Origin of the sequence: Longimicrobium sp. (assembly GCA_036389795.1) — a bacterium.
Lineage (GTDB): Bacteria > Gemmatimonadota > Gemmatimonadetes > Longimicrobiales > Longimicrobiaceae > Longimicrobium.
In genome coordinates, this window is the sequence record DASVWD010000190.1 from 21,117 (window position 1) to 31,855 (window position 10,739).

General features: G+C 71.8%; 16 protein-coding genes. 7 read left to right on the plus strand and 9 right to left on the minus strand.

Translation table 11 applies throughout. From position 1 onward, the window contains the following. Window positions 1-67: 67 nt before the first annotated feature. On the plus strand, window positions 68-244 hold the full coding sequence (locus tag VF746_23330) for a hypothetical protein (protein ID HEX8695364.1): 177 nt from the start codon (window positions 68-70) through the stop codon (window positions 242-244). A 9-nt stretch (window positions 245-253) separates the two neighbouring features. Here the strand turns inward: VF746_23330 and VF746_23335 are convergent, their stop codons facing one another. The 7 genes from VF746_23335 to VF746_23365 form a co-directional block, all read right to left on the minus strand. Then, the gene (locus VF746_23335; protein HEX8695365.1) at window positions 254-700 is read right to left on the minus strand and encodes a GNAT family N-acetyltransferase; all 447 of its coding nucleotides are present in this window, start codon (window positions 698-700) and stop codon (window positions 254-256) included. 47 nt (window positions 701-747) lie between these two features. Then, window positions 748-906 carry a hypothetical protein gene (locus tag VF746_23340; protein HEX8695366.1) on the minus strand — a complete coding sequence of 53 codons (159 nt, stop codon included), beginning with the start codon at window positions 904-906 and terminating at the stop codon, window positions 748-750. 73 nt (window positions 907-979) lie between these two features. Further along, on the minus strand, window positions 980-1,453 hold the full coding sequence (locus tag VF746_23345; GenBank protein ID HEX8695367.1) for a type II toxin-antitoxin system YhaV family toxin: 474 nt from the start codon (window positions 1,451-1,453) through the stop codon (window positions 980-982). 62 nt (window positions 1,454-1,515) lie between these two features. Continuing rightward, a complete protein-coding gene (locus VF746_23350; GenBank protein HEX8695368.1) occupies window positions 1,516-1,860 on the minus strand; it encodes a type II toxin-antitoxin system PrlF family antitoxin in 345 nt (114 codons plus the stop codon). Between the two features lie 333 nt (window positions 1,861-2,193). Then, window positions 2,194-3,078, minus strand: a complete 885-nt coding sequence (locus VF746_23355; GenBank protein HEX8695369.1) for an aminoglycoside adenylyltransferase domain-containing protein — start codon at window positions 3,076-3,078, stop codon at window positions 2,194-2,196. Between the two features lie 162 nt (window positions 3,079-3,240). After that, window positions 3,241-4,224 (minus strand): hypothetical protein, encoded by a 984-nt coding sequence (locus VF746_23360; GenBank protein HEX8695370.1) that lies wholly within the window; start codon window positions 4,222-4,224, stop codon window positions 3,241-3,243. A gap of 233 nt (window positions 4,225-4,457) precedes the next feature. After that, window positions 4,458-4,640, minus strand: a complete 183-nt coding sequence (locus tag VF746_23365; GenBank protein ID HEX8695371.1) for a DUF1540 domain-containing protein — start codon at window positions 4,638-4,640, stop codon at window positions 4,458-4,460. Window positions 4,641-4,840: 200 nt separating this feature from the next. Between VF746_23365 and VF746_23370 the strand changes: the two genes are divergently transcribed. Together VF746_23370 and VF746_23375 are read left to right on the plus strand one after the other, a co-directional pair. Then, the gene (locus VF746_23370; protein HEX8695372.1) at window positions 4,841-5,059 is read left to right on the plus strand and encodes a ribbon-helix-helix domain-containing protein; all 219 of its coding nucleotides are present in this window, start codon (window positions 4,841-4,843) and stop codon (window positions 5,057-5,059) included. A gap of 179 nt (window positions 5,060-5,238) precedes the next feature. Further along, a complete protein-coding gene (locus tag VF746_23375) occupies window positions 5,239-6,000 on the plus strand; it encodes a DUF4440 domain-containing protein (GenBank protein ID HEX8695373.1) in 762 nt (253 codons plus the stop codon). A gap of 121 nt (window positions 6,001-6,121) precedes the next feature. Here VF746_23375 and VF746_23380 read toward each other — a convergent pair whose 3' ends face one another. Both VF746_23380 and VF746_23385 read right to left on the minus strand, forming a co-directional pair. Further along, complete coding sequence (locus VF746_23380; GenBank protein HEX8695374.1) at window positions 6,122-6,682, minus strand: hypothetical protein; 561 nt, start codon at window positions 6,680-6,682, stop codon at window positions 6,122-6,124. 145 nt (window positions 6,683-6,827) lie between these two features. Beyond that, window positions 6,828-7,499, minus strand: a complete 672-nt coding sequence (locus VF746_23385) for a hypothetical protein (GenBank protein ID HEX8695375.1) — start codon at window positions 7,497-7,499, stop codon at window positions 6,828-6,830. Between the two features lie 464 nt (window positions 7,500-7,963). On the opposite strand from VF746_23385, the gene VF746_23390 reads away from it, so the two are divergent. The 4 genes from VF746_23390 (at window position 7,964) to VF746_23405 (ending at window position 10,386) form a co-directional block, all read left to right on the plus strand. After that, the gene (locus VF746_23390; protein ID HEX8695376.1) at window positions 7,964-8,845 is read left to right on the plus strand and encodes a hypothetical protein; all 882 of its coding nucleotides are present in this window, start codon (window positions 7,964-7,966) and stop codon (window positions 8,843-8,845) included. 113 nt (window positions 8,846-8,958) lie between these two features. Next, window positions 8,959-9,135, plus strand: a complete 177-nt coding sequence (locus VF746_23395; GenBank protein ID HEX8695377.1) for a hypothetical protein — start codon at window positions 8,959-8,961, stop codon at window positions 9,133-9,135. 118 nt (window positions 9,136-9,253) lie between these two features. Further along, window positions 9,254-9,649 (plus strand): hypothetical protein, encoded by a 396-nt coding sequence (locus VF746_23400; protein ID HEX8695378.1) that lies wholly within the window; start codon window positions 9,254-9,256, stop codon window positions 9,647-9,649. Between the two features lie 167 nt (window positions 9,650-9,816). Continuing rightward, window positions 9,817-10,386, plus strand: a complete 570-nt coding sequence (locus tag VF746_23405; protein ID HEX8695379.1) for a hypothetical protein — start codon at window positions 9,817-9,819, stop codon at window positions 10,384-10,386. Window positions 10,387-10,739 lie beyond the last annotated feature (353 nt).

Below are 10,739 nucleotides of genomic sequence, written 5' to 3' on the forward strand. Positions count from 1 at the left end.
GGGGCCCCGCCGGCGCACCCTTCCCCTCGAGCCGGAATAGCCGGACCCTTCACCGCTGGAGCCCGCCATGTCCTTTCTCCTCGGCACCTTCGCCTGCGCGCTGGGCCTCGCCCTGATCCTGGCCGACGAGCGCGTCGGCCGCTACGCCCCCCGCGGGCCCGAGTCGGGGGCGGCGCTCGCGCGCGTGCTGGGGCTCATCCTGCTGGTGGGCGGCGGGCTCGCCTTCCTGGCCGGCACCGGCTGACGCCCCGTCTCACCCCAGCTTCTTCAGGTAGCGCGCGCCGGTCCGCTCGTAGCCCAGGCGCTCGTAGAACCGGTGCGCGCCCTCGCGGTGCAGCGCCGTGGTGAGGTGCACCGACGCGGCGCCCCGCCCGCGCGCCCACGCCTCGCACGCCGCCACCAGCGCCGCCCCCGTCCCGCGCCCGCGCTCTCCCGGCTCCACCACCAGCGACACGATGCGCGCGTACGGCCAGTCGTGGTTGTACGACAGCCCGCGCTTGAGCCCCGCCATCCCCACCAGCCGCCCGCCGCGCTCCGCCACCAGCGTCGCGTAGTCCGGGTGCGCCGCGATCCGCTCCAGCCGCGCGCGCATCTGCTCCGGCGTGCTCGGGTAGCCCAGGTGCGTGATCAGCGGCGCCAGCCCCGCGGCGTCCGCGGCCGTGGCGGGCCGGATGAGGGCGGGGGAGGAGGCGTCGTTCATCGTCGAGCGCGGGGAAGGGAAGGAGGCCGGCTGCGGCGGTCCCGCCGTCAGAAGTAGTCGCGGCCGATGCGGCGGCCCAGGTAGACGCCGGCGCCGGTGCCCACCGCCGCCAGCACCACCGCCGTCATCATCCCCACGTGCCCGCCCAGCCACCACCCCGCCCACCCGCCGGCCGTGGCGCCGAGCACCACCAGCAGCTTCTCCACCTCAGCCTCCGCTGTTGGGCCGTCATCCGAGAGTAACCTTCCGGGACGCTGTCACCTGGGACGAGGTGTCGGACTAGCCTGCGTCTCTCTGCCTCCAGGCTTCGCACTCCGTCAGCAAAGCATCCCAATCCGACGGCGGTGTGCCACGCCTCAGCATTCCGTCGAACACCCTGTACACATCGGTGCGGGCTCCCGCCTCCCGAAGCGAGTCCTCGTCGTTGAGCCAGGCGTAGATGATGATCTTGTTCTCACTGTGGTAACGGAAGAACAGGCGGAAGCGGCGAAGGAATTTGGCACGCCGCCAGTGTCGATGCTCTTTTCCGAGAGTCAGCCCCTGGCGATAACGCTCGGAACCCGGATCCGAGGGAATCTGTTCGAGCACCACCCTCCGCAGCGCCTCGAGAAATCTCGCTTCCGGATGATGCACCCACCCGAGAGGATCGTTGCGCCGAAGTACCTCGACAGCCTGCCGCAACGCTCTCCAGCGCTCCGCGAATTCGGACCAGACGTAGATTTTCCAGCCATTCACAACGAACGGCGGCTCCACCGGGAACCGCCGCTCAGAGCTTCCGCCCTCCCGACTCCGCTTTCGTGTCAAGGTGCCTCCGGTCAGGGAAGCGTGAAATCGCCGAGGTCATCATCCAGGCCCACTTCCACGTCCTTCAGCAGTTCATCCAGGCCCTCGACGTCCGCGGCGGTGAACGGGCGGATCAGATCCGGACGAGCCGCCATCTGCCCCTCGAGGAACCCGAGAAACGCCTCCAGCACCGGATCGGAATCGTCTCCCTCCTCTTCCTCTACATCATCGATCGCGCTGACGAGAAGGCGCCCTGGAGCAATCACGTGCACGTCGAAGCGGCCCTTCGTGAACTCCGGGTGCTCCCTGGCAAGGTCCTTCGTGAACGCCAGGGCATGGGCCCGGCCAGATGTAGTAGCGCGCGCAGTGTACCGCATCGTGAACTCCTGGAGGAAGGCAGCCTGTGCGTACGTGCAAATATACGTACGGCCATCCCCATGGCAAGCGCGAGAGAAGATCCACCCTAATGGTGATATGCCCGTACGAGCATGTTTTGGTCCGCTCCTTGCACTCCGTTTCCACCGAACCTGGTGTCTCCCGGGTTCCTCTGAGGGTGGGTTGGATTGGGACGGCGGGCCGGGGCCCGGGCGCTGACGAGCGTTCCGGGCCCCGGCGTTTTTCCGAGCGCGGATGCGGATCGCGCCACCCAGGCGGCCCTCACCGCGCGCGGGCTCCGTCCTCTCGGAGCCCGCAGGCGGCTGCCCCGTTTTTTACACCATGGCATCGTCCCGCGGCATCGCGATGCCGCGCTCGCGGGCGAGCCGGGCGGCCTCGCGCGCGGCGTAGTCGCGGAACGCGCGCAGGGCGCCGGCGTCCCACGCGAGCCCGCCGGTGCGGCGCGTCCCGGGAGTGACGGGGATGGAAGACTGGTAGCAGGCGAGGGCGCGCTCGACCAGCGGCCGGTGCCCGGGCGCGAGGTGCGCCAGCGCCCAGCGCGCCCCCTCCTCCTTGCTGGCGACGGTGCCGGGACCCTCGCGGAGGAGCTGGAGCGTGCGGCAGGCGTTGAGGACGGCGTAGAACGGGCTCTCCAGCACGTGGTCGCCCGCCACGATCCAGGCGAAGTCGCCCAGCACCGATTCGAGGAAGTCCTCCCACGGCACGGGCCCGAACACCTCGGCGGGAGGCGGGCCGAGGAGCGCGATGCCGCGGGCCCGGGCGACCGTGACGTGCGCCGCCAGGTCGGGGTCGCGCGCGCCGGGCGGATGCTGGTAGGCGCCGCCGCGGACGCTCTCCTCCAGGTTCTCGCTGAAGTGGAAGTCGTACGGCAGCGGGTGATGGAAGGCGCGCGCGTGCCGCTCCAGCACCACGCTCAGCTCCAGGTATCCCACCGTGGGCCGCGCGTCGGCGAGCGCCAGGAGGCGCCGGGCCAGGCTCCGGCGCGCCTCCTCCGCCATCGGCTCGCGCGCGACGGCGAGGAGGTCGACGTCGCTCTTGGGCCGCCGGTAGCACCCCGCCGCCAGCGAGCCGTGCAGGTACACGCCCACGAGCGACGCGCCGAGCTCCTCCCGCAGCGCGGCGACGACCTTCTCGACCCACGCGCGCACGTCCGCGTCGGCGTTCTCCCACCGTTGCGCCCGCCCGGCCGCCTGCTCCAATTTCGATCCGTCGATGCGACGCGTCGAGCAGTTGAAGCCTCGCGGGGTTTGCGAGGCTTTCTGCGGTTGTCGCCGCGGCTTCAGCCGCCCTTCACCACCCCCGCAGCAAAAAAGGCGCGGGCACCCGCCCACGCCTTCGCGATCCCGTTCCCCGGATCCGTCCTAGCTGGCCGGCTCCCCGGCCAGCGCCTCGCGCCAGCGGGCGAGCCGCGGGGCCAGGGAGCGAGCGGCCGGGGCGGGGCGGTAGGCGGAGAGCGAGACCAGCGAGGGGCGCTGGAACGACCGCCAGCGGCGCATCCCCACCTGGTCGCCCAGGTCGCGCGCCAGGGTGTGCAGCCGGGCGCGCGCATGGTCCTTCTGCGGCGCGTCGCCGGTGGCCAGGGCGGCCAGCAGCGACTCGCGGGCGGCGGCGGCGTCGCCGAGCGCCAGGGTCACGCCGGCCAGCTCGTGCGCCACGCGGGCGCGGTCGACGGGGTCGGCGTAGCGCGCGGCGGCCAGGAGCAGGTCGCGCGCGGCGCCGCGGCGGTCGCCGGCCGCGCGGCGGGCTGCGGCGCGCTCCTCGAGCCCCACCGCGGCCGACTCGGCGTCGCCCGCGCGCAAGGCGCGGCGGACGGCGCGGGAGAGGCTCCGCACGGGGTCGTCGGAGACCACCGCCTCGCCCACCGCGGCCAGGCGCGCGATGGCGCCTCCGGCGCCGTCCAGGTCGCGGGCGGCGCAGTAGAGCGCCAGCGCCCGCTCGCGCTCGCCCAGCTTGCGGGCCAGCCGCGCCGCGTGCAGCGCCGTGGCCGGGTTGCCGCCGTCGAGCGCGAAGGCCAGCGAGACGGCGGCGTCGGCCTCGGGGAGGCGGCGGGTGCGCTCCAGCTCGCAGGCGTAGGAGACCAGCGGCTTCACCATGCGGGCGTCCGGGGCGGCGCCGCCCTCCACCAGCATCAGCAGGCGCTGCAGGATCGACTTCTCGGCGCAGCGCTCCAGGGCCTCCACCTCGCGCGCCGCCCGCCGCCGGCCGAACTCGTCGGCCTCGCCCGAGCGAGCGCGCTCCACGGCCGCCAGCACCAGCGCGCCCGCGGCCGCGCGGCGGCTGCGCTCGCCCCGCTCGGTCTCGGAGATCTGCCGGAAGGTGGCCGCGGTCGAAAGGTTCGGAAGCATCTGCCCTGGTTGAGAAGCGTTCTCAACCAATCTACCACGGCGGAGGGAAGTACGAAAGTACGGAAGTACGAGGATGCGACGGGGCGGTGCCTCGCCGTCTGCGCGGATGTCCTGGAGCAGTCCGCGCAGGCGGATTTCGTGTTGTTGTAGCCCCCGGTTTCAACCGGGTGGTAAGAAACGAAGAGGGCCCCCGCTGACGGGAGCCCTTTCGTGCGTCAGGCCGCGACGGTCCGCTACGGGCGCGGGCGGGACGAGGCCTCGGGCGTGTAGGTGGCGCAGTGGGCGCCGTCGGGGCCGACGCGCACCTCGATCTGGCCGGCGTGGCACTCGTGGTTCTCGTTGAACCGGCAGTCGGTCACGGTGCACGCGCCGACGACGGAAGCCTGCGCCTGGGGCCGTTCCTGGGGGTTCTGCATCCGATCCTCCTCGGTTCGGGTTCGGTCCAACCCTATGGCAATATGCGGACCACTCTCGAACGTGCGCAAGTGCGGCTTTGGCAACAACTTGCGAATGATTCTCAACCGCGCTCTCTGAACCTGGTGGACGAAATCCGGCACGCGCAGATTGTAGACGCTGCCTGGCCATTTACTTTTCAATACAGGAGAAAGGAGGATGCATGCGCGAGACGATCACGATCAGCCTTCCTGAAGACATCAAAGCCGAAGTCGACGCGTTCACGCAGGAGCACGGGTTGTCTCGGAGCGACCTCGTCCGGCAGGCTCTCCGTGAGTACCTGCTGATCCGGCGCTTCCGGGAGCTTCGCGCCCGCATGGTGCCGCACGCGCAAGCTCAGGGGATTTTCACGGACGAGGACGTGGTCGAGCGCGTCTCGTGAGACTCGTCGCGTGAATCCGGCAACCTGAATCGGGATCTCGCGTTCATCGTTCGGCCGCCGCGATTACAACAACCTCCCGCGAATGGGAATCCAACCGCGGGATTGCGGGCAGAAGCGCGGTCCTTCATCCGTTCCTGTCCGATCGCCGTCCCCCTCACCCTGGAAAAGCGAGAAAGACGATGCAGAGACGCGCAGTGTGGCTGGCGGCGCTGGCGCTCGTGGCCGCGGCGCCCACGGCGGCGCAGGACCCGGCGGCCGAGTTCGACCGGGCGTACGCGCGCTTCGCCGAGGCGTACCGGCGGGCGGACCCCGCGATGGTGGCGGCGCTCTACGCCGACGACGCGTTCTACCTGGTGCCGGGCGACACCATCGCCCGCGGGCACCCGGAGATCCTGCGGCAGTTCACGTCGTTCCTGGATGGGTTCCGCCGCGAGGGGCGCCCCGGGCCGGAGGTGTCGTTCCAGATCGTGGACCGCCGCGTCGCGGGCGACCTGGCCACCGACATCGGCTACTACACGCTGAACGGCACCCGGGGGAAGTTCATCGTGGTGTGGAAGAAGGGCGCCGACGGCCGCTGGCGCATCCACGCCGACGGCTACAGCTTCGTCGACCCGCCGCGCCGGCCCGCCGCGCAGCCGCCCGCCGACACCGGCGCGCCGATGGCCCTCTCTCCCGCCGAGCTGGCGCGCTACGCGGGGACGTACCGCTCGGCCTCGCCCGCGATGGAGGTGCAGGTCGAGGCCGCGGGCGGCGTCCTGCGCCTCACCGCGCCGGGGATGCCGGCGTTCGAGATCGCCCCCTCGGGCACGCGCTTCCGCGGCGCGGCGGCGGACGCGCCGCCCAACTTCCGCGCCGACTTCCGCGTGGAGGGCGACCGGCCGGTGCGCCTGGTGGTCGCCCCGCCCGGCGGCCAGCCGATCACCCTGGAGCGCGTACCGTAAAAACCGATTCTCACACGGAGAAACGGAGAAACAGAGAACGACGTTCACTGGTGTCGGTTCTCCGTTCCTCTGTTTCTCTGTGTGGCGAGATCGATCTGTTCGGCGGGGAAGAGGGGCGCCCTCAGGAGGTGAGGAGCCGGTAGAACTGCACGCCGGCGAAGATGCCGACGGGGATCGCCAGGAGCTGCAGCGCCAGCCAGTAGACGCGGACCGAGCGGGTGGTGAACTCGCGGAGCGTCGTCCGGAGCGACGCCGGCAGGAGCATGGCGCCGATCGCGAGGAAAACGGCGGCCATCACCAGCGACACCCAGTCGAGCCCGTCCCCGCCCGGCGGGCGCAGCCCGGAAGCAAGGGAGCACGAGCCGATATACAGGGGGAGCGCCGGAATGGCGAGCCACATGAGGCTGGGGACGCCGTGCTTGCTGGTCTGCTCCCCGTAGCGCACGAAGGCGAAGATCCCGACGATGATGCCGGGAAACATCGCGAAGGCGCCCGGGGGGCACTCCGGCTCGTACGAGACCGTGTTTCCCGAGCTGCACGAGCCGCCGACCGCCATCACGTCGCGGCCGCCCAGGATCACCAGGGTGACGGCGCACGCGCAGGCGACGAGCGTGAGGAACACGCCCAGCTGGGCCTGGGAGCGGCGCTGGGGCGGGAGATCGGGGGCGGCAGGGGTGTCCATGGCCGGTATAGTAGCGCGCGCCCGGCGCTGTGGGGAAGGAAAATCGCTGCCTGCGCGCGCCCGAACTCGCGGAATGCGCCGAAGGAGCCCGCGCAGGCGGGCTTTTCGCCGTTGTTGCCGCGGGTTCACCCGCCCAGCCGGGGGCTTACTCGTCCGCCTCGGCCGGAGCCGCCTCCTCCTCCCACCTGTGCTTCTTCCAGCGGCGCGGCTCCAGCTTCGGGGGGCGGGCGCCGTGGCGGCGGGCGCCGAGCACGGGAACGTACTCCAGCTCCTCGCCGCTGTCGGCGGCGCGCAGCATCAGGCCGCCGCGGCTCATGTCGCCGCGCCCCACGAAGTCCACGGGGAAGAGGAGGCGCTCGCCGAAGATGCGGGTGAGCACGTCCACGTACTTCCCCGTCGCCACGCTCCCCAGCAGCACCATGTCGCACCCGTCGCCCACGTGCTCGGCCAGCGCACGGGCGTGCTCCTCCAGAGGCCCCCGGTACGCCGCGTTGTCCAGGTGCACCTCGCCGGAGGCGAACTCGCGCAGCAGCTCGATGCCGATCGGCGCCTCGGGCGGCACCAGGCCGCGGGTGGGGGTGATCACCAGCGCGCCCGGCAGCCCGGCCGGCGGGCGGGAGAACGCCTTCACGTACGCCATCTTCCCCCGGAAGTAGAGCCCGGAGAGGAAGGAGTACACGTCGCCCAGCGGCGCGCCCTCGGGGCTGCGCAGCCGCCGCGCGAGGGGGAACGACGCGGCGTCGCGCAAAACGAGCTCGCCGCGCTTGCCGCCCGCATATGCGGGTGAGAGCAGGAAGATCCGCGGTGAAGTGGACATAGTGAACGGTTCGATCAGCAAGAGCCTTGCCGGAGCGCTCCGCCGGCCGCCCGACCTCCGAGTTCCTGCTCCCTCCCGCCGACCCTCCTCGATCCGACTCCCGGGCTTCGGAGATCCACCGCCCGCCCCACCGGGTACCTGTCCCGAGCCGGCGCCGCGAAGCCGGACCGATCCCGTAGCGGCCGTAACGTCCCAGCCGGCGGCACCGCTGCGGCGCGCGCGTCCCACAGCTGTGGACGCGCTGTCCCAGACGGGCGCCCGATCTTTCGCGACGGAAAGATGGACGGTGTTGGACGACAACGACTTACGGGAACGGCCGTGTCGTGCCCGGCCCGGGCCCGCGGGGTGCATTCGCCGCCGCCGTCCCGATGCCGGGACCTGCCGGGCAGGAGCGCCGGACCCGCCGGACGCGCGGGGCGGCTGGAACCATAGCACGCGGGACCTCCCGCGGAGAGAAGCGAGAGATGAAGACCTGGAACCGGATGCTGAAGCGCGCGGCCGTGGCGGGCGCCGCCGTGGGGGTTGCCGTGGGAGCGGCGGCGTGCAGCCGCGCGGACGCCCAGGCGGGAGACGAGTCGTCTGCCGCGGCGCCGCAGGTGGTCACCGTCACGGCGCGCGACTTCAACTTCGAGGCGCCGGCCGAGATCGCAGCCGGGCCCACCACCTTCCGGCTGGTCAACGCCGGGCAGGCGCTGCACCACGTGCAGCTGGTGAAGCTCGACGACGGGAAGACGCTGCAGGACGTGTACGCGGCGCTGCAGGCGGGCGGGCCGCCCCCGGCGTGGGTGCACTGGGTCGGCGGCCCCAACGCCCCCGACCCGGGCTCCGGGTCGAACGCCACGCTGGTGCTGGAGCCGGGCAACTACGCGCTCCTCTGCTTCGTCGACATCCCCGACCACGTGCCGCACGTGATGAAGGGGATGGCCCGGGCGCTGCGCGTGACGGCGCCGGCCACGACCCCGGTGGCGAACGCGTCCAACGGCCTCCCCGCGGCCGACGTGGTGATGACGCTCAACGACTACTCGTTCACGCTGTCGAAGCCGCTCACCGCCGGGCGCCACACCATCCGCGTGCAGAACGCGGCGCGGCAGCCGCACGAGGTCGAGCTGGTCAGGCTGGCCCCGGGGAAGACCTTCGCGGACCTGGAGGCGTGGATGGGGAGCATGCAGGGCCCGCCCCCGGCCAGCGCCATCGGCGGGGTCGCGGGGCTGGAGCCGGGCGTGGTCAACAACTTCGACGTCGACCTCGCGGCGGGCGACTACGTGCTGATCTGCTTCCTCCCGGACGCGAAGGACGGCAAGCCGCACCTCATGCACGGGATGGTGCAGACGATCCACGTCGAGTAGCCCGGACCGGCGCACCCCTTGTGGCCGCGGAGGCCCGTCCCGAGAATGGGGCGGGCCTCCGCGCTTTCCGTCCACGGGGGCGGGAACCACCGTTTTCCGGAGGAGGCGGGCCGATGGGCTTTCGCACGCAGGCGCCGCGCGGGGCGACGCTCCTGATGGCGCTCCTCCTCTGGCTGGTGGGAGTGGCGGAGCTCGTGGCGAACGTGGAGCTGCCGCTGGACGCCGGCCGCTGGGCGCTCGTGGTCTCCGGCGCGCTCCTGATGCTCGGCTGCCTGGTCCGCGGGCTCTAGGCGGCGCGAAACTCCTCCGGCCGCGCTCCCGTAAGGCGCGCCACACCATGAGCTTGGAACGCGCGGGTGAGTGGCGCGTGCCGTTTCCGAGTGATCCACCACCCTTGCGAGGTCTGCGATGGCAACCGAGACGCGCTGGTTCAACGACACCTCCACCGACCTGGAGCGGGTGGCCCGGTCGCTGGCCGACTGGCTGGTCCGCGACAAGGGCTTCGTGCTCAAGGTGCGGGCGCGCACCGACGACGGGGCCGTGCTGAAGCTGGAGAAGTCCGACTTCGGGCGGCAGCTCACCGGGCTGCTCTATTCGCTCGACATCACCCTGCGGCGCGAGGGGAGCCGCGTCGGCGTGACGGTGGACGACGGCGACATCCGCAACCAGGCGCTCGCGCTGGGGATCGGCCTGGTGGTGCTCTGGCCGCTGCTGCTGACGGCGGGGTACGGCTGGATCACCAAGGGCGAGGTCCGCAACCAGGTGATCGCTTTCGTCGCCCGCGAGCTGGGCGCGGCGATGTAGCCGGCGCCGGCATCATCCATCTCGCCAAGCACCCGCTCCGGATCCGGGGCGGGCGCTCGTGTTTACCCCTGGAGCTGCGTGGGAACACGGGTTGCACGCTCCCGTGACCGTTCCGGCGCCGGAGGTCCGGACGCGAGGGGCGCGGCTCCAGGCGGAGGGGATGGACGATGCTCGGGAAGCGGAGCGTGGGGGCGGTGCTCTCGCTCGCGGTCCTCTGCGGCTGCGGCGATCCGGCGGGCGGCGGGCTGGCGGACGACGAGGGGCTGGTCACCTTCGACTACTCGGGCGCGCTCTCCGGGCACTTCGAGGCGCGCGGCCCGCTGAGCGCGACGAGCCCGGCGACCCTGGCCTACGCGGGGGCAGTGGGCAACGCGAGCCTGTCGGGGCTGCGGGCGGGAATGCCGCGGGGAAACGGCCGCCGCAACGCGGTCCTCCTCGTCGGCGGCTTCCGGTGGACGCCCGGCCAGCTCCGCATGTGCACGCCCGACAACCGCGTTGCGCCGTGCTTCGACATGAGTGCGTTCTTCAACCTGGACCTGTCGGGCCAGGTCGACCTCGACGAGTGGCTCTTCGTCAACTCCGGCGGGACGGGGGTGGTCACCGTCACGGACGCGAGCGCCACCCGGGTGCGCGGCACCTTCTCGATGACGCTCGTCAATCACAACGGCGCCGGCACGCTGACCGTACGCAACGGCCGCTTCGACGTCCCCCTCGGCCCGCTGCCTCCCGGCGTCTGATACCACAGTCCGGCAGTGCATTCCACGCCACCCAGGAGTCATCCTGAGGGAGCGTCGGCGCGTAATTCGCTCCCGCGCAAACGGTTGGACGCGACCGAAGGATCTACTCCTCGTGTCTGGTGGCCAGATGCAGTGCGCAGAAGCCGGCCTCGCCCTGGGGTGAGTAGATCCTTCGGTCGCCGCTGGACATCGTTGCCGAGGCAGGTTCGGCGCGGCGGCTCCCTGAATAGAAACTACGGAGCCGGGGTCGCGCTCTTCAGGCGGCCTTCCGCAGTTCCACCTTGTAGCCGAGCCTCTCCAGACGCCGCTGCAGGCGTCGCGCTACGCGCTCTCCACCCTGGGAGTCGAAGTAG

Coding starts and splice junctions, on each gene's coding strand:
- VF746_23400 (HEX8695378.1), top strand. CDS start 9,254: ATGGCAACCGAGACGCGCTGGTTCAACGACACCTCCACCGACCTGGAG.
- VF746_23350 (HEX8695368.1), bottom strand. CDS start 1,860: ATGCGGTACACTGCGCGCGCTACTACATCTGGCCGGGCCCATGCCCTG.
- VF746_23375 (HEX8695373.1), top strand. CDS start 5,239: ATGCAGAGACGCGCAGTGTGGCTGGCGGCGCTGGCGCTCGTGGCCGCG.
- VF746_23370 (HEX8695372.1), top strand. CDS start 4,841: ATGCGCGAGACGATCACGATCAGCCTTCCTGAAGACATCAAAGCCGAA.
- VF746_23380 (HEX8695374.1), bottom strand. CDS start 6,682: ATGGACACCCCTGCCGCCCCCGATCTCCCGCCCCAGCGCCGCTCCCAG.
- VF746_23405 (HEX8695379.1), top strand. CDS start 9,817: ATGCTCGGGAAGCGGAGCGTGGGGGCGGTGCTCTCGCTCGCGGTCCTC.
- VF746_23395 (HEX8695377.1), top strand. CDS start 8,959: ATGGGCTTTCGCACGCAGGCGCCGCGCGGGGCGACGCTCCTGATGGCG.
- VF746_23385 (HEX8695375.1), bottom strand. CDS start 7,499: ATGTCCACTTCACCGCGGATCTTCCTGCTCTCACCCGCATATGCGGGC.
- VF746_23330 (HEX8695364.1), top strand. CDS start 68: ATGTCCTTTCTCCTCGGCACCTTCGCCTGCGCGCTGGGCCTCGCCCTG.
- VF746_23390 (HEX8695376.1), top strand. CDS start 7,964: ATGAAGACCTGGAACCGGATGCTGAAGCGCGCGGCCGTGGCGGGCGCC.
- VF746_23360 (HEX8695370.1), bottom strand. CDS start 4,224: ATGCTTCCGAACCTTTCGACCGCGGCCACCTTCCGGCAGATCTCCGAG.
- VF746_23365 (HEX8695371.1), bottom strand. CDS start 4,640: ATGCAGAACCCCCAGGAACGGCCCCAGGCGCAGGCTTCCGTCGTCGGC.
- VF746_23335 (HEX8695365.1), bottom strand. CDS start 700: ATGAACGACGCCTCCTCCCCCGCCCTCATCCGGCCCGCCACGGCCGCG.